We start from the raw sequence: 19,979 nt of genomic DNA on the forward strand, positions 1-19,979 counted from the left end.
GGGCGCGGGGTGTCAGCCGCCGAATCGCTCGGTGAGCTTGCGCTCGGCCCAGCCGATGAGGGCGTACATGACCCATGCCATGAGGCAGAGCAGCCCGAGGCAGATGATCACCAGCTTGATGTCGTCGTTGTCCTGGGCCTGCTTCTCCAGGTAGCCGAGCCCTGACTGCGCTCCGATGAACTCGCCGATGACCGCTGCTGTCACCGCCTGCAGAACCCCCAGGCGCAGACCCACGGCGATGGCCGGCAGGCTGTACGGCAGGTCGATCTTGAGGGCTCTGGCGACCGGTCCGATGCGCAGCAGGCGGGCCAGGTCGTCGACGCCCTTGGGCACGGACCGTAGCCGCGTCACCATGTTGATCATGACGGGGTAGAACGACACCAGGGCCACGAGGGCGATCTTGGAGCCGACACCGAGCCCCAGCCAGAGCACGATCAACGGGGCGATCGAGATCTTCGGGGTCACCTGCGCCATGATGACGAGGGGCATCAGCATTCGTTCGACAAGCGGCAAGCGGGTGAAGAGGATCGCCAGGACGATCCCTGCCACCGCGCCGATCAGTACACCCTGTACCACCTCGGCCAGCGTCTGCTGGATATGCACCGTGAGCACGTCGTCCCCGGTCAGCTGCCAGGCGTGACCGGCTACCGAGGCCGGGCTCGGCAGCTTGTAGGCCGGTGTGCCGAAAGCTGCCGTGACCAGCCACCAGAGTGCGACACCGGCCAGCAGGGACAACGTGCCGATCAGCACCGGCCGGACGGCGTCGGCCGTCCGGCCGGGCCGAGCGGCCGTCTCAGCCGAGGTCATTCGGCTTCACCGCCAGATCACTCGCGTCGAAGGACGTGTCGAGGAGCTTGAACTGCTTCTGGGAGTCGATGGCCTGCTGCCAGCGCGCGAGGTCCGGGGAGCCCAGGCCGTTCTTCTTGGTGTTGTCCGACTGCCACAGGCTCTTGGCGAAGAGGTCCTCGACGATGGTGGTGATCTCGTTCTCCTGGCCCTTGAAGGATGAGGCGTACTTCTTCACCGACATGTCGACCGCCGCGCGCGGGTTCTTGACGGTGTACTCGATGCCGCTGTTCAGCGCCTTGTCGAACGCCTTGACCGTGTCCGGGTCGTTCTTCACCTTGTCCTCGCCGGCGATGACCACGTTGCCGAAGGAGGGCAGGTACTTGTCACTCAGGATCTGGTTCACGTCGACCCCGGCGGACTGGAGCGCGTAGTAGCGCAGGCGCGAGAAGACGATCGCGTCGACCTGACCGTTCTTCAGCGCGTCCACGATGACGCCGGTGCCCAGGGTGCGGACCTTCACGTCGGACAGCTTCAGTCCGGCGCTCTCCAGCATTGCCTGGAGCTGGATGTAGTTCGGGCTGCCGAGGTCGGTGACGGCGACGGTCTTGCCCTTCAGGTCGGCGGGGGACTTGATGTTCGCCGAAGGCTGCGACAGTAGGGCGCCGATGCCCTGCTGGTACGTGGTGTGCACGACCTTGGTCTTGATGCCCTTGCCGTACGCGGTGACGACCGAGTCGCCGTTCGGGAAGCCGAAGTCGACGTTGCCTGATGCCACGTTCTTCACGATGTCGGAGCCCTGGGCGTAGGTGAATTCGACGTCCAGGCCCGCGTCGGCGAAGTACCCCTGCTCCTTGGCCGCGTACAGCGGGGCGTAGTACGGCACCGCGGCGCCGTCGATCTGGATGGTGACCTTCTTGGTGCCGTCGGACGACGTCTTCGCCGACTCGGAGGAGCCAGGGCTGCAGGCGGCGAGGAGAGCGGCGGCGGCCACGGTTGCGGGGATGCCGGCCAGCTTCAGGGGCCTTCTGTTCATGATCTTTCCTTAGGGCGAAGTGGGAGTGAGAACTCAGCGGCGTCCGCGCAGGAGCCTGCGCTCGGCCAGGGAGACAAGGCCGAAACCGAGGAGCCCGACCGCTACCGTGATGAGGACTGCGGCTATCAGCAGGGGGGTGTCACTGGATGTGTTGCCGAGCACCATGAGGTAGCCCAGGCCGCGTTCGGAGGCGAGGTACTCCGCCAGGAACGCGCCGGTCATCGCGTCGATGACGGCGATCTTGGCACCGGCCAGCAGCGCGGGCAGGGCCGCGGGGAGCTGGATCTTCCGCAGGTACTGCCACCGGGACAGGTGCAGCAGCCGGCCCAGTGAGCTGATGTCCGCGGGCACATCCTTCAGCCCGAGCATCGTGGCCATGGCCATCGGGAAGAAGACCAGCAGCAGGATGAGCGCGTACTGCGACGTCAGGCTGAGACCGAACCACAGCACCAGCAGCGGTGCGACGGCGATCTTGGGAGCCGCCTGGAGCAGCACCATGTATGGCGCGAGAATCTCCCGGACGGTGCGGGAGGCCCACAGGACCCAGCCCAGGGCGATCCCGATCAGTGATCCGCCGACGAAGCCCAGCACGATGTTGCGCAGGGTGTAGGTGAGGTGGGGCCACAGCGTGCCGTCCCGTACCAGCTTCAGCCCCGCGTCCAGCACCTCGCCGGGAGCGGGCAGCAGATAGGACGGTACGTCGGCCAGCGTGACATAGGCGCTCCAGGCGGCCAGCACGGCTGCCGCGTAGGCGAGCGGCGTCAGTACGCGTACGACCCTGTTGGGGGCGGCGCTGTCGCGGGGGCCGGACGCGGCGGGACGCTTCACGTCCCGCTCGGGGCGGCCCCGGCGCGTGAGGGTATCCATGCTCACACCAGCTCCCGACGGAGCATGCCGGCGAACTTCGCGAATTCGGGCAGCTGCCTCGTCTCGGGGGTGCGCTCACGCCTCAGGGGGACGGTGTGCACGGCCTTGATACGCCCCGGCCGCGCCGACATCACGGCCACGCGGTCGGCGAGGTAGGTGGCCTCCTCGACGCTGTGGGTGACGAGGACGATGGTCTTGTGGGTCGATTCCCAGATCCGCAACAGGTCGTCGTGGAGCCGGTCTCTGGTGATCGCGTCCAGCGCCCCGAAGGGTTCGTCCATGAGGAGGATCCGGGGGCTGTAGGCCAACGCCCGTGCGATCGCGGTGCGCTGGCGCATGCCGCCGGACAGTTCCTTGGGGAACGACTCGGCGAAGTCGGTGAGACCGACCAGGTCGAGCAGCTCCGACACCTGATCGCGCCCCTGCTCCGAGGTGTCGCGCTGCGCCTCCAGACCCAGGGAGACGTTGCGCCTCACAGTGCGCCAGGGAAGCAGCGCGGGCTCCTGGAAGACGAAGCCGATGTCCTTGCCCGGACGCGGTGGAACGCTCCAGGTCAGGTTTCCTTCGAAGTCCGTGTCCAGGCCGGCCATCATCCTCAGCAGTGTCGACTTGCCGCACCCCGAAGGGCCGATGAGCGCGACTATCTCGCCCTCGCCCACGTCCAGGTCGACGTCCTCCAGAGCCACCACCTTCGAGCGCTTGGCAGCGGTGTAGGTCTTGTGGACGCCTTGCACCGACAGAAGGGGGTTCATGCGGACCCCACTCCCGAAGTCGCGCGTCCCGGGCCCGGGACGCCCGCGCCGCGGTGACACCCGTCATCGGTGTGTATGGAGCGGTGTGGCATGAAGATCTCCTCAATGGTCACGGTGGCTCGGTGTCCGTACGGAGCCCAGCGGGATCGTTCCGGACGACCGGCACACCATCGCACCGCAACTTCCGTATCTGGAAAATGGATTTCCAAAGCGTTGGTCAGAGGTTGGGCTCTTTCTCGGCCACAGTCAAGACCTAGATCTGGTCGGCAATTCGGTGTATACCGTGATGCGGGTTCGGTTTTTCGCAGCGCAGGGGGCTGTGCGACCACAACCCGGACGGTGAGAAGTTACGCCCCCGTCACGCACTTTTTCCACCTGTGGAACCCAAGGACTCATACGGAGGTTGTCGCCGATGGCAAGAAGCGCGCAGGATCCATGGCGCAGGGGGGCACCGCCCCATCTCCCGGTCGGCGCCGCCGAAGCCCTCCCACCGGTCTGTCTGCTCCCGGGAGACCCCGCGCGAGTCGACCTGGCCGCCGAGGTGCTCGACGACTTCCACATCCTCGGCCAGAACCGGGAGTTCAGGATCGGTACCGGCCGCGCACCCGGCGGCCGGCGAATCGCGGTCTGCTCGACCGGCATCGGAGGTCCCTCCACCGAGATCGCCGTCGTCGAACTCGCCCGGCTCGGAGTCAGGACCGTGCTGCGCACCGGCGGCATGGGCGCCCTGACCGGCCGCATCGCCCCGGGCACCGTCTGCGCGGCCACCCGAGCGGTGCCGGGCAGCGGCGCCGCCTCGCACTATCCCGCCGACCCGGCCGGACCAGCGGCCCATCCGGCCGTCCTGACCGCCCTCCGGCGTGCGGCACGCGACCTGGACGTACCGCTCACCGAGATCACCGTCGCCACGGTCGACTCGTACTACCTCGGGCAGGGACGACCGCTTCCCGGACACGAGGAACGCGCGGCCGCGAGGATGGGCGTCCTGCGCGGACTGGGCGTCGACGGACTGGAGATGGAGACCGAGACGGTGCTGGCGGTGGCCGGCGCCCTCGGCGTACGAGCGGGCGCCGTTCTGGTCGCGCACGCCAACCGCGCCACCGACGACTGGCTTGAGGACTACCGTCCCGCCCAACTCGCCATGCTGCGGGTGGCGGTTCGCGCCGCGGCGCTACTCTCGGACGACGACGATCCCCAGGCGGGCACTGCGGTCACGACCTGAACAGCGTTGACAGCACATCAGTACGATCCCCCTGTCCCCGCCCGGCAGTCCTTTGGCCTCAACGAACGGACAGACCGCTGAGTACCGACAGTTACACCAGAACGCTGCGCGTCCTGCGAGTCATCGCGGCCCACGTGCGCGGTATGTCGTTGCAACAGCTGCATGAAGAGCTGGGCATCCCGATAGGCAGCCTGCACCGGGTGATGGCCGCGCTCGTCGAAGAACGCTACGTCACCCGCTCCCCCAGCAACCGCCGCTACTTCCTCGGACCGGCCTTCACCGAGCTGTCCACGATGGCCATCGCCTCCCAGGGCAGGGCGGTCAGCCCGCCGCGCCCCATGCAAGACGCCGCCAGGGAAAGCGGCGAGACCGTATTCCTCACCGAACTGACCGGCACCCGCCTGCTCTGCGTGGCCCTGGTCGAGGGCGTGCACCCGCTCCGCCTGTTCGTCCGGGTGGGCCAGGTCATGCCACCGCACGCGGCAGCCTCGGCACGCAGCATCCTCGCGTACCAGACACCCGAGACCGTCGCCATGGTGCTGCGTGCACAGGAGTTGACGGCCTACACCGCAGACACCCCGCACACGGAGGAGCATGTGACCGCCCATCTCGTCCAGGTGCGGATGCAGGGTTTCGACGTGTGCGAGAACGAACTGGACGACGACGTCTGGGCAGTGTCCGCCCCCGTGTTCGGGTCCACCGGCCAGACCACGTCCAGCATCACCCTCGCTGCCGCGGGCCAGCGAATGCGGGACCCACTGGCCCGCACCCGCGCCACCGAGACCGCCCTGCGGGCCGCCCGCGCGCTCTCGATGGAACAGGGCTACGCCGGCGCTGCCTCCCCCGCCCGATATCGCGCCTCACCCGAACCCGCCGGATAGCACCGGCAACCACCCTTCGCGGCGGGGGCAGACCGCCGGAGCTGATCCTGGCGATATCGCCATCTGCTCCTGGTGTGGACCGCACAGGCGCGAGGACGCCTTTCGCTTTCGCCTGCCGCTGATCTTCGCGTAACCCACCGTGCCGGTATACCTGATCTGGCACAAAATGGGCACATGGATCTCCATATGTCTGGTGGCGGGCTTCAATGACCCTCGCCGGGGTCATTCGGCGAATGATTCCGCGCACTGTCGCCGGTCAGATGTTCGCCCTGCTTGTAGTGATGGTCCTGCTCCTGGGTGCGGGCGCGGTGTCGGCGCTGGTGGTGCAGGCGGGCAGAAACGCCGAGGACAAGGCCCGGGTCCGGGCGGTGGCCGTCGCTGGGACCTTCGCGCGCTCGCCAGGTGTGCTCGCCGCGCTGGAATCCCCCGATCCGAGCGCGACGCTGCAGCCGATCGCCGAGGCGACCCGGCGTGAGACCGGTGTCAACTACATCGTTGTGACGAACACGAAGGGAATCCGCTACACCCACCCCAACCCGGCGGAGATCTCGAAACGCATTATGGGCCCGCTCTATCCGGCTACGGCGGGAAAGGCGTTCACGGACAGGGTCCCGGGTCGGACGTTGTCGTCCCCGTCGATCCGCGCGGTGGCCCCCGTGTTCGACACAAAGGGTTCGGTGGTGGCCCTCGTCAACGCGGGGGTGACGATCGCGAACACCTCGGGTGAGGTCAACCGGCAGCTGCCGGTGCTCCTTGGTGGCGGCGCGGGTGTGCTCGCACTGGCGACCGGGGGAGTGGCCCTGGTGAGCAGACGGCTGCGACGTCAGACCCGCGGGCTTGAGCCGGCAGAGATCACCCGGATGTACGAGCACCATGACGCCGTTTTGCACGCCGTCCGGGAGGGCGTTCTCATCGTTGCCGACGACGGCCGACTGCTGCTGGTCAACGACGAGGCACACCGCTTGCTCGACCTGCCCCCCGACGAGCCGCTGCGCGACATCACCGATCTCGGGCTCGACGAGGCCCTCACCCGGCTCCTCGCCGAAGGACGCGTGGCCACCGACGAGGTCCACCAGGCGGCAGGCCGCTTCCTGGCCGTCAACCAGCAGCCCACGCGCTCGGACGGGCGCGCGCTGGGCAGCGTCGCCACGCTCCGGGACACCACCGAACTGCGTGCTCTGGTCGGCCAGGCCACCGAGGCCCGCGAAACCCTCGCCCTCCTCTACGACGCCAGCGTGAGCATCGGCAACACGCTCGATCTGACCCGGACCGCCGAAGAGCTCGCTCAGGCAGCCCTTCCGCGGTTCGCCGACTTCGCCACCGTGGACCTGTTCGATTCAGTACTGCAAGGGGCGGACCCGGCGCGCGAGAGGGACGAGCTGCGTCGGGCGGCCGCGTCCGGGGCGCACGGACAGCGTGCCTTGTTCCAGGCCGGCGAACTCGTCAGCTTCCACCCCGACTCACCGCAGGCCCGGAGCCTGGCGGACGGGAGGCCGGCGCTCGAACCGGATCTGGTCGAAGCGTTCCGGAGGAAGGGCCAAGACCCCGCACACGCCGAGTGGCTCCGGGCACATGGGATGCGCTCGCTGATCACCGTTCCGCTGCGCGCCGGGGGCGCGATCCTGGGCGTGACGAGCTTCTACCGTGGCGAACGGCTCGCCACCTTCGACGAGGAGGACGTGTCCACCGCCGAGGAACTGGTGGGACGCGCCGCGGTCTGCATCGACAACGCCCGGCGCTACGCCCGCGAACACACCATGGCCGTATCCCTGCAACGCAGCCTGCTCCCGGGGGACCTGCCTGAGCAGAACGCGGTCGACGCCGCGTACCGGTACGTCCCGGCGCGGTCGGAGGTGGGAGGCGACTGGTTCGACGTCATCCCTCTGTCCGGTGCCCGCGTCGCCCTCGTCGTCGGGGATGTCGTCGGCCACGGGCTGCACGCCGCCGCCACCATGGGCCTCCTGCGCACCGCCGTCTTCAACTTCTCGGCGCTCGACCTGGCGCCCGACGAACTCCTCATCCACCTCGACGAACTCGTCGCCCGCCTTGACCAGGAAGAGAACCACCGCGTCCGGGAGCGGGGAGCGGCATCGACCGGCGGTACGGGGGTCATTGGGGCCACCTGCCTCTACGCGATCTACGACCCGGTCTCCCGACGCTGCACCCTGGCCCGCGCCGGCCACCCGGGGCCCGCGATCGTCCGCCCCGACGGAACCGTCGACTTCCCCGACGTGCCGGGAGGACCGCCGCTCGGTCTTGGCGGTTTCCCCTTCGAGGTCATCGACATCGACGTCGCAGAAAACAGCGAGATCGTTCTCTACACCGACGGCCTCATCGAGAGCCGTCGGCAGGACATCGATATCGGGCTGGAGCGGCTGAGGCAGGCACTCGCCCATCCCGGCCGCTCCCCGGAGCGGACCTGTGACGCGGTACTTGACGCGCTTCTGCCCACCGATGGGGCCGATGTGAGTGACGATGTCGCCCTGCTCGTCGCCCGCACTCGCGCCCTGGACGCCGAGCACTTCGTCACCTGGGACGTACCCGCTGATCCCGCCGCGGTCGCGGACACCCGCGCCGGCGTTACGAGGACGCTCTCCACCTGGGGAATGGACGAGGTCGCCTTTACAACCGAACTGATCGTCAGCGAGCTCGTCACCAACGCCATTCGCCACGCGATCGCCCCCATTCATCTGCGCCTGGTGCGAGACCGCGCGCTCATCTGCGAAGTCTCCGACGGCAGCAGCACTGCCCCCCATCTGCGCCGTTCCACGGCCGGGGATGAGGGCGGACGCGGTCTCTTCCTCGTGGCCCAGCTCACCGAGCACTGGGGCACGCGCTACACATCGCGCGGAAAGACGATCTGGGCCGAACAGGTCCTGCCATCAGCCGAGCCCCCTGAGCCCGCGGGCCCCATTGACCCCACCCATCCCGGTGAACCCACCGAGCCCAACCAGCTCGCCTCTCGGTGACAACCGCTCGCACGAAAAAGGTCCGCGCCCGAGTCGAGTACGTCTTCGCCCGACTGCGCCACCTCAACCTCGCCGGATGGACGACAGGTTCCAACGACAGTCGGCCACCCACTACCGTTGCTCAACATGTCCCAGCGGAGTTGGTCCGGGGTCTACGCGTGACCAGCAACCGGACCTGGCCGATCACCCAACCTGCTGTGGCAGCTTGGTGACAACCTCGCAGTCCGGTTGTCCTGGGCGGGACAGAACGCGGATGCGCTACTGCGCAAAGGACGGGCTGCCCGCCCTCGCTCCGCATCTTCCGCTGCTGGTTCCAGACCTGCAGCGCCTCGGTGAGCCCTCCGTGCGGCGGTGGCCTGGCCCGCGTGGGGTGGACCACCAGTCCCTGTGACGGCGATATGCCGCCATTCCTGTTGGCATCGCGGTCGTACCCGTCCTCAGACCGTGCCCGTGTCCACCCGGTAGACGATCTTCCCGTCGAACTCCGCGAACCCCAGCGTTTTGTAGAAGGCCCGTGCGCTCGGGTTGTCGTGATCCGTCATCCATTCGACGCGGCTGCACCCGGGCCGTGCTGCGGCCAAGGCGCGGAGTTCGGCCATGAGGCGTGCCCCGATGCCTTGGTGGCGGAGGGTATCCCGGACGTAGAGCTCCTTCAGGAAGAGGGAGTGGGACGAGCCCGCAGCCGGCCAGAGGAACGAGTAGGCGGCGAGACCAACCAGATCACCGTTCTCATCCTCCACCAGGAGTGCGGACGCCAGTGGCGGCGAGCCGAAGAGCGCCTCCTTCACCTGTGCGTGGCGTTCATCGAATGGCTGGATCTCGGCCGATCCGTAGAACCGTTCGATCTCCTCGATGAGTTGGGCCACGCCGATGGCGTCTTGCTCTTCAGCGGGGCGGATCGACACGGTCATCAGCATCTCCAGTCGCTCTTTCAGCGCTTCATTCGTACGTTCCAACGCCTGATCCTGTCGCGGCGGCACGGCTCGTGCTATGAGGGGGGAGGGCCCATCGGCGTGTGAGCGTCCCAGCCGTGCTGTGATAACGACCCCTGGACATGCCTGATGAGGAACTCCAGATCCGCGCAGTAGACCGAGGGGTTCCGATAGCTGCGAGCGGTGCTGAAGCGGTGCGGGAGGTAGCCACCTCCGCACACCTCCACCAGAGGGCAACTCTGGCACTGCTCGGCGAGCGCTGCCTTGCCGTACTGCCTGTGCATGAGCTTCGGATGCCGAAGGACCTGATCGAAGGAGTGCGCGATGACGTCGAACCCCAGCCAGGAGGCGCCTTCCTCGACAGACCGCAGAGTGTCCACGCCCTCGATCGATCCGTCGGACTCGATCACGACGCTCGTAGGCGGTGCAAGGCCGAGGGTTTCCACCGAGCCGCGCACGCCGGAACTCAGGGCCACGATGTCCTCCAGCATCCGGACGCTGTGCCGATGCTGCGGCCTGGCGAGCCAGGTGTCGTAGACGCGGCTCATCCACAGCCCGTACTCGGGCACGGTCGCGTCGTCGCGCTGCGGCGGATCGTCGTGTGTCCCGTGCGGCAGGTTGAAATCGATCACCGGCGGCTCGAAAGACGCCAGGTAGTCGTGCACCACGACCGGGTCGTTGGCCAGGTCCACCACGGCGAGAAGTCCGGCGAACAGATGTGGCCGGGATCGAAGGAGTTCGATACCACGTACGGCCGACGCGATGCTCGATCGCGAGGCGTGGGTCAGCCGGTGCCGGTCGTTCGCATCCGGTGGTCCGTCGAGGCTGACGCCCACGACAACCTCGTACCGCTCGAAAAGGTCCAGCCAGGGATCCGTGAGAAGTGTGCCATTGGTCTGAAGCTCGAAGTGGATCTCCGTGCCTGCAGGCACTCCCTCTCGTACGGCGCCGAGCAGCTCGCCCATGTGCCGAGGGCCGGCGAGCAGCGGTTCTCCACCATGCAGCACGACATGCACGCCTCGCAGGCCGTGCGCCGAGGCGTGCTCACCGATTCGCTGCCCCGCCTCCCGGGCCACACTCACACTCATCCGAGCGGGCAGGCCTCGCCACCCCTGGTCCTTGGAGTTGAAGACGTAGCAGTAGTCGCAGTCGATATTGCAGCGGTTGGCGACTTTGAGAATGAATGTTCGGAAGGGAGTGTCGCCCTCGTGCGGCGTCATCGAGGAAGAGTGCTTACAGCGGCCTGGGCCAGATCAGCGACGCCGCGTGACCACCATCGCCGGTCTGGGTCGTCGCTGCCTGTTCGGCGGCCAGTCGCTGCCGTACACGCACGGCGATCCGGTCGAGGACAGCCGACCCCTCTGTCGGTTGGATTCCGACGGGCGACGTGGCGTGCGGCGCGGTAAGTGATGTGTTCGACAGCATTCAACGCTCCTCGTGTCATGGCGATGGCGTTCGAAGCGAGAGGCCAGCCCGCAACGTAGCAGTCTCACTACCCACGGTGGCATGTGGAATCCGGCCATGTACGCGGCTCACGTATGCGGCTCACCCCACCCCTGTGGTCAGCAGCCGCTCGACGGTGAGGGCCGCACTGTCCACCCCCAATCGCCGGTAGATATCAAGCGATTCACGCAGCGAGCTATCCGCCCGCGCCCGCCCGTCGGCCATCCAGTCACAGCGGCCGATTCCCTCCAGCGCCCGCGCTTCCTCCAGCGGGCAGCTGATGACCCGAGCCAGTCCCAGTGCCTGCTCGAAGTGCCTGCGTGCGGCAGCCAGGTCGCCAGAGGAGCGCAGAAGCGTTCCCCAGTGGTTCAGGACCTCGGCCCTCCCGCATCGGTCTCCGAGCTCCGTCAGGATCTCCAGGCTTCGCCCGAACGCGTCGACCGCGCCTTCCCGCTCCCCGACGATCCCCCGGGCCACGCCCAACTCACCCAGGCACACGGCCTCGCCACCCCGGCTGCCGAGCTCGCGATAGGAACTCAGCGCGTCCTCCAACACCGGGATCGCCTCGGCGGCGTTCCCTTCCACCCGGTCGAGCACCCCGAGGTGGCGGATGCTGTTCGTGCGGCCGAACCGCTCGCCGAGTTCGGTGTAGTGCTCCAGCGCCTGGGTGTACGCCTCGCGCGCCCCGGCGAGATCGCCGGTCAGGCGCTGTACGACTCCGAGCTCGTTCAGGGCGTAGGCCTGGTGGACCCGGTCGTCGAGTTCCCGGTAGATGTCGAACGCCGCGCGGTGTCGCCGCGTGGCCACGCCGTACTCACCTAAGAGACAGTGCACGACGCCCAGATCTCGCAGAGAGTTCGCTTCTCCGTAGCGATCCCCCAGGCCACGGTAGATCGACAGAGCCTCGGTCTGCGTGTCCAAGGCCGCGTCCAGGCGGCTGGTCTGCCGGCGCACCATGCCGAGGTCCGCGAGCGCGTTCGCCTGGCCGAGCCCGTCGCCGAGTTCGCGGTAGAGGGAGAGAGCCTCGGTCTGGGCGCGGGCTGAGGCTTCGTTGTCCGCGACCATGTACCAGACAATGCCCGCCTGGTTCAACGCGTCGGCCCTGCCACGCTTCTCGCCGACCGCTTCGTACTCCGCCGCCGCCTCGTTGAGCGCATCAATCGCCTCGGGGTAGGAGGCCATGAAGCGCCTCACCACTCCGAGTTCGGCAAGAGCACCGGCCAGCGCCCGCCGGTCGCCGGTGTGCCGGGCGGCCTCGACAGCCGTGCGGTGCAGCCCAACTGCCTGGTCCCAGGGGCCGGCCTGCCTCAGAAACGGAGCCATGGCCGCGGCCATGCGGATCACCAGTTCGTGCAGGGCGAGGCTGTTCGCCCGCCGGATGCAGGCCAGTACGTTGGCCCGCTCGTCCTCCAGCCAGCCCAGGGCCACCGTGCGCGATTCCATGGGTGGGACCTCAGCCGGGGGCACACCGTCGGGAGGCGCCGGTGCGAGGGCGCCACTGCGAAGGATGTGCCCGTTCGCGACTGCCAGAGCGGTCAGGTAATAGGCGCACATACGCTGAACGGCTTGAACGTGCTCCATGGTGCCTCCCTCGTCGGCGAGACCGCGGGCGTAGTCGCGGAGGAGGTCGTGAAGTCGGTAACGGCTTCCCGGATGTTCGTCGATCAGATGGGCGTCGTAGAGAGCGTCGAGGCGCTCACGCGCCGTCGCCACCGAGATGGAGGCGAGCGCGGCCCCGGCGTAGGAATCGAGATCGGTTCCAGGGTAGAAGCCGAGACGTTGGAAGAATCGCCGCCGATCCGGTTCGAGGTCGCGATAGGACAACTCGAACGCCGCGGCAACGGCGCGCTCCCCGGCCCGGAGTTCTCCGAGCCGATCGCCTGCCGCTACGAGCCGCGCCCGCAGGTCCTGGGCAGTCCATGACGGACGGTGGCGCAGCCGCGCGGCGAGAATCGATACCCCGAGCGGCAAGTATCCGCACAGCTCTGCCAGTTCCCCGAGCACTGCCTGGTCGAGTGAGCCGGTCGGCCGTGCGCTGAGCTGTACGAACAGATCGACCGCGTGCTCCGGCGGCAAGGCATCCACCGGCAGGACCACCTCCTCGTCCACCGCCAGCCGTTTCCGGCTGGTCACCAGCACAAGACAGCCATTGGCGCCCGGGATCAAGGGCTCGAGCTGCCGGTAGCTGGCCGCGTTGTCGAGGATGAGCAGGGCCTTCTTTCCCGCGAGCCGACTTCGCCACATGGCGGCACGAGCCTCGGTGACCGCGCCCGAGTCCTCGCCAACGGGGATCTGTTGCGTTGGCACTCCTGTGGCCGCGAGCAACGAGGCCAGCGCCTCAGTGGCCTGCACGGGAGTCCGTCCCGTCGTATGCCCGTTGAGGTTCACGAAGAGCTGTCCGTCCGGGAACCGGTCCGACAGCACATGCCCCGCGTGCACTGCGAACGTCGTCTTGCCGACGCCGGGCATTCCGTCGATCACGTGCACGGGCAGCGCCGCGCCGCTCTCCTGCGACTCTCGTACGGAGCGCACCAGTGTCTCCAACTCGGCGTTGCGGTTGGTGAATGCGGTGGTGTCACGTGGCAGTGATCGCAGCACCAGAGCGGCTCCCGGCGGCTCCGAGCCGTCGTCCGGCCGGGGAAGCGGTTCGGGCCGCGCCGGCGTACGGGTCTCAGACAGTGCCGCGAGGAGCACGGTCAACCCGACCATGGCCACGCCCAGCATGACGAAGGAGAACCAGGCGTGCTGCTGCAACCACCCGAGCCAGCCCGGCCACCGCGACTCGGACACCGCGTTGGTGACGAGCCCCACGAGCATCGTCGTCACGGCGCCCCCGGCGGCCACGAGGGTGATGATGATCCCGCGCCGAAGCGTCATGCGTGGTCAGTCCCCATTCTTGTGTAGGGGTAGGCCGAATCTGCTTTTACGCTCCCCGCGCGGCGCAGCACACCACGAACCGACCTGGCCACCTAAGCAACCCCCGAGCTCGACACCCCAACTGCCCAAGCGGAGCAGCCCTCATGAGGGCTGGTCAAGTTCCTTCCAGGTCATCGGCCATCTTCCTTCAAGCTGCCCGTCTCGGAGACTGATGAGCACAATGTCCGCGCTGCGGCGGGCGCAGATAGGAGCCCTGGGATTCGTCCTCTGGCACGGTCGGCAGGTCTTCAAGCGCCCTGGGACGCAGGTGGCGTAGTCGCCAAGGAGCCCCCTTGACGCGAGTGCGAGGTCCTTGATGCGAGACGGGGTGGGGGTGGGCCGGTCGATCTGCTGGCCGGGCTCTGAGTGCTCGTGCTGGGGGCTGTCACCGTGTGGGCACTGGTCTGCGAGAGCGCCGTCCGGTGCCGGACACTAGTCCGGCACCGGAGGACTGGCGCTCAGTGCACGCTTTCTCGCGTCAGATCCGGTCGCCCGGCAGGCTCAGGTACGTGTCACGCATCTCCGCCAGCACCGGGTGCTCGGTCGGCAACGTGATGTCGTCGATGGCCGGGATCGCCCGGACGCCGATACTTGTGTCGCTTCCATCCCCGGTAGCGCGTCGAGCGTCACCGGTGCGGTGGTGTGCGAGTGGTGCCGCTGGAGCAATGCCATGGACCGCTCGCGGCTGGCCATCGAGACATGCGGGGTTGCGGGCGTGACGGGCGTTGAGCCACGGCGACGCCAACTCCGAATCGTTCCGCCTCACCTGCGTCCCCGTCGGCGAGGTGCTGTTCGAGGTGGACGACCACTCGTCGGGGAACTCGGCCTGGCCGAGGCCCCCGCCCTGGCGGACCCGGCGCACTGCACCGGCACCGGGCCCTGGAGCGTCGCGGGGGGTGTCACGGGGGGGCTTGGCCCCGATCGGCGAACGGGCTGAGTCTGTCGGTGGGCTCACCAGGGATTTGGGCTCGCTTGTCAAGATCGAGCCCTGTGTAAGGATGAGCCCGTCGCCCGGCAATGGGCCGCGCGGCCCGCACGACTCCCTCCACTGGATGGCCTTGGATGCAGAGCTCTCAGCGTCGTATCGTCCGAACCGCGCCTCTTCCCGCCGCAGATGAGTCCGTTTCGAGTCCACAGCACCGCGACCTCTTTCTGGAGGCGCACTACACCGTCGACCTTCCGCCCCTTGAGGACGACGCCGACTTCGACGGCCGGGGAGAGCGCCCGCATGCCGGCGGATGAGAAGGGCCAGGACCCGGCGACGAGTGTCCTGCTCGACGGGCTGACCGTCGACGACCGGAACCCCGAGCGGCCCGTCCTGCTCGACAAGTCCGGTCAGCCGATGAAGACATGGCGGCAGAACTACCCGTACGCCGCGAAGATGCGCCGCCGTGAGTACGAGCGGACGAAGCGCAGGCTCCAGATCGAACTGCTCAAGTTCCAGCGCTGGGTCAAGGAGACCGGCCAGCGGGTGGTGGTGGTCTGTGAGGGGCGGGACGCGGCGGGCAAGGGCGGCACCATCCAGCGGTTCACCGAGCGGCTCAACCCGCGTGGCGCCCGCGTGGTGGCCCTGGAGAAGCCCACCGAGCGAGAAGCGGGGCAGTGGTACTTCCAGCGGTACGTGGCGCATCTGCCGTCCGCCGGGGAGATCGTCTTCTTCGACCGCTCCTGGTACAACCGGGCCGGTGTCGAGCGGGTGATGGGCTTCTGTACGGAGTACGAGTACGAGCACTTCCTGCGCCAGGCGCCCCAGTTCGAGCGGATGCTCACCGATGACGGCGTCCTGCTGGTGAAGTTCTGGTTCTCGGTCTCGCACGACGAGCAGCGCACGCGCTTCGCGATCCGCCAGATCGATCCCGTACGGCAGTGGAAGCTCTCGCCCACCGACCTCGCGTCGCTCGACCGCTGGGACGCGTACACGACGGCGAAGGTCGACATGTTCCGCGCCACCGACACCGCCCACGCGCCCTGGAGCGTGGTCAAGAACAACGACAAGAGGCGGGGCCGGCTGGAGGCCATGCGCAGCCTGCTGTGGCGGATGGAATACGACCAGAAGGACGAGACGGCCCTCGGCGTGCCCGACCCGCTCATCGTGGGTCCGGCCGACACCCTGCTCGAAGCGGGCGAGGAGCGGACGGACCTGACCCCGACCCCGCTCGCGGCGCGCACGCAGGGGCCGGGCGTCCACCCGGCGGACACGCGCCCGGAGCCGCCGGCCCGCCGGAACCAGAACGAGAAGCGGAAGCCGAAGGGGAAGCACAGACCGAAGGGCTGATCACCGGGTCCGGTCGAGTCCTCCCGGAGCTCCGACGGCGCTGAGGAACTTCTCGATCAGCCCGACATCCTTCACACCCCGGCTGCTCTCCACCCCGCTCGACACGTCGACGCCCCACGGCCGCAGCCCCGCCACGGCGTCGGCGACGTTGTCCGGTGCGAGCCCGCCCGACAGGAGCCAGGACCCCGTCGGCGGCTCGGGAAGCGACTCCGGTGACCAGCGCTCGCCGGAGCCGGGCCGGGGCGAGTCGATGATCAGGATGTCCTCGCCGTACGCGCCCGTGGCCAGCGGATGGCCCGACCGCGGCGAGGTGGCCCGGATGAGGCGGAAGCCGTCGGCGCGCAGCGCGGCGAACGCCTCGGGCGGCTCGCCGCCGTGCAGCTGCACGGTGTCGGCGCCCGCCTCGGCCGCCGCCCTGCGCACCTCCTCCAGCGGCTCGCCGCGGAAGACCGCGACCTTGGCGACACCGGGCGGCACGAGCGCGGCGAGCGGGCGGGCCTCGGCGGCGGTCAGCCGCCGGGGGCTCTCGGTCAGGATGAATCCGACGGCGGATGCCCCGCCGGCCACGGCGGCCTCGACCTCGCCGGGCTTCCGCAGCCCGCAGACCTTGACGTACAAGTGGTGCAACAGGAGCTCCTCGCTCGATGGACTCACCCAGAGAGTACGAAGAAAGCGAGACGTACGTTGCCGGACACCGCCGCCCTGACCGCCCCCGGGGCGCCTTTCGAGGTCGTACGCGCCGAGAACGGCTCGCTGATGTACGCGGACGGCCCGCGCACCTTGCGGGAGTTCGTGGAGACGACGTGGGCCTACGGGGAGCGGCCCTTCTTTGTAGGCGGCGACGGGACCGGCCTCCTTACGTACGGTGAGTTCTTCGCCGCCGCGACGATGCTGGCCAACCGTTTCGTGGACACCTACGGCCTGCGGCCGGGCGACCGGGCCGCCCTCGTGATGGGCGACCGGCCCGACTGGCAGACGGCGTTCTGGGCCACGCAGCTCGCCGGTCTGGTCGCCGTACCGCTCGACGCCGGATGGAGCGCGGACGAGCTGGACCGCGTACTGGACCACTGCGCGCCCCGTGTGCTGCTCGTGGACGGCGAACGGCTGCCGGCCGTCACGGGGTGGGCGGAGCGTGCGCGGGCGCGCGTCATGGTCTTCGGGCCCGGTGAGGCCGACGGAGCGCTCACCGAGCGGTACGAGGACCTGCCGGCCCCCGATCCGTACGCCGCCCCGCCCGACACCGAGATCCGCGCGGAGGACGATGCCACCATCGAGTACCCGTCACCGGCGGACCCGCTCAGGGGCGCCGTCTCCACCCAGCTCGCGCAGGCGGGCGCGGCGATGGACGCCCGCTACCGCGCCGCCGCGGAGGCGCTCGGACGCGGCGAACTGCCGGGCCTCGGCCAGGCCCCTGTCACCCGCCTCACGGCTCCCTTCTCCGGGCCCGCCGCGTTCTTCGAGGTGTACGGCGCGATGGCGGCGGGCGGCGCGCTGATGCTGGACGTACCAGCCGGACCGCCGGGGAAGCCCCCGCTCGTCGCCACGCCCGCCGTCGAGTCGCGCGTGGCCCCCGACACCGGCGAGGTGTGGCTGCGCGGCCAGTCCCTCCCGTACGCCTACTGGCGCGACGAACGGGCCACCGCGGAGGCGTTCACCGCCGACGGCTGGGTCAGGACCGGCTGATCCGGACCCGGTAGCCGTCGTCCCCGGTCTTCCCGACCACCGCGACGCTGATGCCGCCCTCCCGGTCCCGGAACGTCTCGCCGGGCCCGTACGGCGCGTCCGACAGCTCCGCGTGCACATTGGGCCGCCGCGTACAGCCGCCGCTGCGCTCCTCGCTGTCGGAGACGGTCACCGGACCGCGCCCCGTGTCGACGTCGGACTCGACCCGGTAGATCAGTACGCCCGGCTTGCAGACGGCCTCGTCGTTGCCCGCGCGGGTGCGGACCTCGACCGCGTACCCGGAGTCCTCGGAGAGCGGCACGAACGCCAGCTTGTGACCGCCCCCGGTGGCCAGCGGGGTGAGGTCGTGCTCGCTGCGGCCGGGGGCGGAGGCGCAGCTGATCTGCTCGTTGTCGAGCCAGCCGAGCTTCCACTTGTGCCAGCCCAGCAGGTCGTTGTTGGCCCCCCAGTCCTCGGACATGATGTCCCAGTGCCCGACCGCGCCGCCGCCGTCCAGGGTGTAGAGGTCGGGGAGGCCGAAGACATGGCCGTTCTCGTGCGGCAGGACGCGGTAGCCGGTGCGCGCGTACGACCCCGAGCCGTCGTCCTGGCGGCTGTAGACGAAGGACGTGTTGGCGAGGGGGACGCCGTCCGCCTCGGGGGCCTCACCGTTGCCGGAGAACGTCACGGACAGGACGGTGTCGAGCGCCGAGGGGCCCGCGTTGGGGGTGACGAGGATGTTGACCAGGTCGTACTCGCTGAAGTCGACCTCGGGGTCGGCCTCGCGCACGATGTCCTGGACGAGCCGCCGGTAGCCGGGTTCGTAAGGGGCGCCGCGTTCTATCCCGTACTCCGCGAACGGCAGCGGCATCCGCAGCCAGTCCTTCACCGGGGCCTCGGGCCGGTAGTCGAGCCGCCCGTAGGAGCTGGTGCGGAACCACTGCGAGGTCTGCGGGAAGAACTCCGCGAGCCGGTCGGCGGCGCTCCCCGGACCCTCCGCGTCGGAGAAGTCGACCATCAGGTTGAGCGCGCGGACCGTGCCGGTGGAGCGGGTGTAGCCGGCGGGGGTGGGTATGCCCTCGGACATCTGGACGCCCACGGCGGAGGTGATACGGCACGGCACGAGCGTCGCGTCGTGCGTGGTGGAGACCGGCCCCGCGGAGGCCCGCGTCGGCAGCGGAAGGGTCGCGCTGGCGGTGGTGAGCGCGGCGAGGGTCAGGGTGGCGAGCGCGGCGAGCGTGCCGACCCGGCGGGGCCGGGCATGGCTGCCGCGACCTGCGGTTCCGCGTATCCGACGGGAGTGCTTCATCGGCCGCCTTCGGGTCAGCGGCAGTCGTCCGTCCTGACTGCTCTCCGTTCGATCACCCTGCGTCGGGCGGCGTGTCGGCGCTCGTTGGGTGCGCCCGATCGTGGGGTTTTCCGGACCGGCGGGGAGCGGGCCACGATCCTGTGACCCAGCTCACAGGACCTGGCGAAATAACCGGGGATGGCTTCCCCGTTTGCACTCGTGTCAAGGAAACGGGGACGCGTTCCCCACTTGTGTGACCGAGGGAAGGACCCCGTCGTGACTGTCGTCGCCGAATCCGACACGCGCCGCGTTCCGCGTCCGCGTGCGGACGCGCTGCGCAACAGGGAGCGCATCGTGGCGGCGGCCCGGGAAATCCTCGTGGAGTCGGGCCCCGACGTGCCGCTCGACGAGATCGCCCGTCGCGCGGGTGTCGGCAACGCGACGCTTTATCGCCACTTTCCCGACCGCTCCGCGCTGATACTGGAGGTGGTGCACTCCGTCATGGCGCGCACCGCGGACCAGGCGCAGCGGGCCGCGGCCGAGGAGGCGGACGCGTTCGTGGCGCTCAGCCGTTTCGTACACGCGGCGGCCGACGAGCGGATCGGTGCCCTGTGCCCGCTCCTCTCCGGCAGCTTCAACGGAGACCTCCCTCATCTGCACGCGGAACGCGAGCGCCTGGAAGCGGCCGTCGAAGGCCTCATGGAGAAGGCGCGCGCGACCGGCAGGCTGCGCACCGACGTCGCGGTCGGTGACCTGATGGTCGCTCTCTCCCAGCTCACCCGTCCGCTGCCCGGTACCGGCTGTCTGAACATCGACCGCTTCACGCACCGGCATCTACAGCTGTTCCTGGACGGCCTGGAGGCGCCCGCGCGCTCCGAGCTGCCGGGTGCGGCGGCGACTCTGGAGGATCTGCGCCACCGTCGATGACGACGTGTGCCGCGCCCCCGGAC

16 protein-coding genes are annotated in these 19,979 nt (G+C 69.1%); 6 read left to right on the forward strand and 10 right to left on the reverse strand.

Annotation, left to right across the window (positions count from 1 at the left end):
• Positions 1-12 precede the first annotated feature (12 nt).
• From OIE74_RS22530 to OIE74_RS22545, 4 genes are read right to left on the reverse strand one after another with little or no spacing between them, the layout of a single operon-like run.
• Positions 13-807 carry an ABC transporter permease gene (locus OIE74_RS22530; protein WP_329386463.1) on the reverse strand — a complete coding sequence of 265 codons (795 nt, stop codon included), beginning with the start codon at positions 805-807 and terminating at the stop codon, positions 13-15.
• Positions 794-1,822: an ABC transporter substrate-binding protein gene (locus OIE74_RS22535; RefSeq protein WP_329386464.1), complete on the reverse strand. Its 1,029-nt coding sequence runs from the start codon at positions 1,820-1,822 to the stop codon at positions 794-796. Before OIE74_RS22535 ends, OIE74_RS22530 begins: the two co-directional genes overlap by 14 nt.
• A gap of 33 nt (positions 1,823-1,855) precedes the next feature.
• The gene (locus OIE74_RS22540) at positions 1,856-2,689 is read right to left on the reverse strand and encodes an ABC transporter permease (RefSeq protein ID WP_329386466.1); all 834 of its coding nucleotides are present in this window, start codon (positions 2,687-2,689) and stop codon (positions 1,856-1,858) included.
• A 2-nt stretch (positions 2,690-2,691) separates the two neighbouring features.
• On the reverse strand, positions 2,692-3,441 hold the full coding sequence (locus tag OIE74_RS22545; protein WP_329386468.1) for an ABC transporter ATP-binding protein: 750 nt from the start codon (positions 3,439-3,441) through the stop codon (positions 2,692-2,694).
• 412 nt (positions 3,442-3,853) lie between these two features.
• Here OIE74_RS22545 and OIE74_RS22550 point away from each other — a divergent pair, with 412 nt between their 5' ends.
• The 3 genes from OIE74_RS22550 (at position 3,854) to OIE74_RS22560 (ending at position 8,513) form a co-directional block, all read left to right on the forward strand.
• Positions 3,854-4,663 (forward strand): nucleoside phosphorylase, encoded by an 810-nt coding sequence (locus OIE74_RS22550; protein ID WP_329386470.1) that lies wholly within the window; start codon positions 3,854-3,856, stop codon positions 4,661-4,663.
• Between the two features lie 104 nt (positions 4,664-4,767).
• On the forward strand, positions 4,768-5,544 hold the full coding sequence (locus OIE74_RS22555) for an IclR family transcriptional regulator (protein ID WP_329392389.1): 777 nt from the start codon (positions 4,768-4,770) through the stop codon (positions 5,542-5,544).
• A gap of 233 nt (positions 5,545-5,777) precedes the next feature.
• The gene (locus OIE74_RS22560; RefSeq protein ID WP_329386472.1) at positions 5,778-8,513 is read left to right on the forward strand and encodes a SpoIIE family protein phosphatase; all 2,736 of its coding nucleotides are present in this window, start codon (positions 5,778-5,780) and stop codon (positions 8,511-8,513) included.
• 437 nt (positions 8,514-8,950) lie between these two features.
• Here OIE74_RS22560 and haaN read toward each other — a convergent pair whose 3' ends face one another.
• From haaN to haaT, 4 genes are all read right to left on the reverse strand, one after another.
• Positions 8,951-9,469, reverse strand: a complete 519-nt coding sequence (gene haaN, locus OIE74_RS22570) for a cyclophane-containing RiPP N-acetyltransferase HaaN (RefSeq protein ID WP_443076191.1) — start codon at positions 9,467-9,469, stop codon at positions 8,951-8,953.
• Positions 9,470-9,501: 32 nt separating this feature from the next.
• Positions 9,502-10,665 carry an FxsB family cyclophane-forming radical SAM/SPASM peptide maturase gene (locus tag OIE74_RS22575; protein ID WP_329386474.1) on the reverse strand — a complete coding sequence of 388 codons (1,164 nt, stop codon included), beginning with the start codon at positions 10,663-10,665 and terminating at the stop codon, positions 9,502-9,504.
• A gap of 13 nt (positions 10,666-10,678) precedes the next feature.
• Complete coding sequence (gene haaA / locus OIE74_RS22580; protein WP_329386475.1) at positions 10,679-10,870, reverse strand: HaaA family cyclophane-containing RiPP peptide; 192 nt, start codon at positions 10,868-10,870, stop codon at positions 10,679-10,681.
• A 120-nt stretch (positions 10,871-10,990) separates the two neighbouring features.
• Entirely contained in the window at positions 10,991-13,765 is a 2,775-nt protein-coding gene (gene haaT, locus OIE74_RS22585) for a cyclophane-containing RiPP biosynthesis TPR protein HaaT (RefSeq protein WP_329386477.1), read from the reverse strand.
• A 1,267-nt stretch (positions 13,766-15,032) separates the two neighbouring features.
• Here haaT and ppk2 point away from each other — a divergent pair.
• Positions 15,033-16,079, forward strand: a complete 1,047-nt coding sequence (gene ppk2, locus OIE74_RS22590) for a polyphosphate kinase 2 (protein WP_329386479.1) — start codon at positions 15,033-15,035, stop codon at positions 16,077-16,079.
• Here the strand turns inward: ppk2 and OIE74_RS22595 are convergent, their stop codons facing one another.
• A complete protein-coding gene (locus tag OIE74_RS22595; protein WP_329386481.1) occupies positions 16,080-16,733 on the reverse strand; it encodes a phosphoribosylanthranilate isomerase in 654 nt (217 codons plus the stop codon).
• A 30-nt stretch (positions 16,734-16,763) separates the two neighbouring features.
• Between OIE74_RS22595 and OIE74_RS22600 the strand changes: the two genes are divergently transcribed.
• The gene (locus OIE74_RS22600; protein ID WP_329386483.1) at positions 16,764-17,762 is read left to right on the forward strand and encodes a class I adenylate-forming enzyme family protein; all 999 of its coding nucleotides are present in this window, start codon (positions 16,764-16,766) and stop codon (positions 17,760-17,762) included.
• On the opposite strand, the gene OIE74_RS22605 is transcribed toward OIE74_RS22600, so the two are convergent.
• A complete protein-coding gene (locus OIE74_RS22605) occupies positions 17,749-19,050 on the reverse strand; it encodes a M6 family metalloprotease domain-containing protein (RefSeq protein WP_329386485.1) in 1,302 nt (433 codons plus the stop codon). The two genes, OIE74_RS22600 and OIE74_RS22605, sit on opposite strands and share 14 nt — an antisense overlap.
• 255 nt (positions 19,051-19,305) lie before the next feature.
• Here OIE74_RS22605 and OIE74_RS22610 point away from each other — a divergent pair, with 255 nt between their 5' ends.
• Positions 19,306-19,956 (forward strand): TetR/AcrR family transcriptional regulator, encoded by a 651-nt coding sequence (locus OIE74_RS22610; RefSeq protein ID WP_329386487.1) that lies wholly within the window; start codon positions 19,306-19,308, stop codon positions 19,954-19,956.
• Positions 19,957-19,979 lie beyond the last annotated feature (23 nt).

This window comes from Streptomyces sp. NBC_01716 (assembly GCF_036248275.1).
In the GTDB taxonomy this organism is placed as follows: Bacteria; Actinomycetota; Actinomycetes; order Streptomycetales; family Streptomycetaceae; genus Streptomyces.

What these genes read in the sequence shown, in the direction of transcription:
- OIE74_RS22530 (WP_329386463.1), bottom strand. Translation starts at nt 807, where the DNA reads ATGACCTCGGCTGAGACGGCCGCTCGGCCCGGCCGGACGGCCGACGCC.
- OIE74_RS22535 (WP_329386464.1), bottom strand. Translation starts at nt 1,822, where the DNA reads ATGAACAGAAGGCCCCTGAAGCTGGCCGGCATCCCCGCAACCGTGGCC.
- OIE74_RS22540 (WP_329386466.1), bottom strand. Translation starts at nt 2,689, where the DNA reads ATGGATACCCTCACGCGCCGGGGCCGCCCCGAGCGGGACGTGAAGCGT.
- OIE74_RS22545 (WP_329386468.1), bottom strand. Translation starts at nt 3,441, where the DNA reads ATGAACCCCCTTCTGTCGGTGCAAGGCGTCCACAAGACCTACACCGCT.
- OIE74_RS22550 (WP_329386470.1), top strand. Translation starts at nt 3,854, where the DNA reads ATGGCAAGAAGCGCGCAGGATCCATGGCGCAGGGGGGCACCGCCCCAT.
- OIE74_RS22560 (WP_329386472.1), top strand. Translation starts at nt 5,778, where the DNA reads ATGATTCCGCGCACTGTCGCCGGTCAGATGTTCGCCCTGCTTGTAGTG.
- OIE74_RS22575 (WP_329386474.1), bottom strand. Translation starts at nt 10,665, where the DNA reads ATGACGCCGCACGAGGGCGACACTCCCTTCCGAACATTCATTCTCAAA.
- haaA (WP_329386475.1), bottom strand. Translation starts at nt 10,870, where the DNA reads ATGCTGTCGAACACATCACTTACCGCGCCGCACGCCACGTCGCCCGTC.
- haaT (WP_329386477.1), bottom strand. Translation starts at nt 13,765, where the DNA reads ATGACGCTTCGGCGCGGGATCATCATCACCCTCGTGGCCGCCGGGGGC.
- ppk2 (WP_329386479.1), top strand. Translation starts at nt 15,033, where the DNA reads ATGCCGGCGGATGAGAAGGGCCAGGACCCGGCGACGAGTGTCCTGCTC.
- OIE74_RS22605 (WP_329386485.1), bottom strand. Translation starts at nt 19,050, where the DNA reads ATGAAGCACTCCCGTCGGATACGCGGAACCGCAGGTCGCGGCAGCCAT.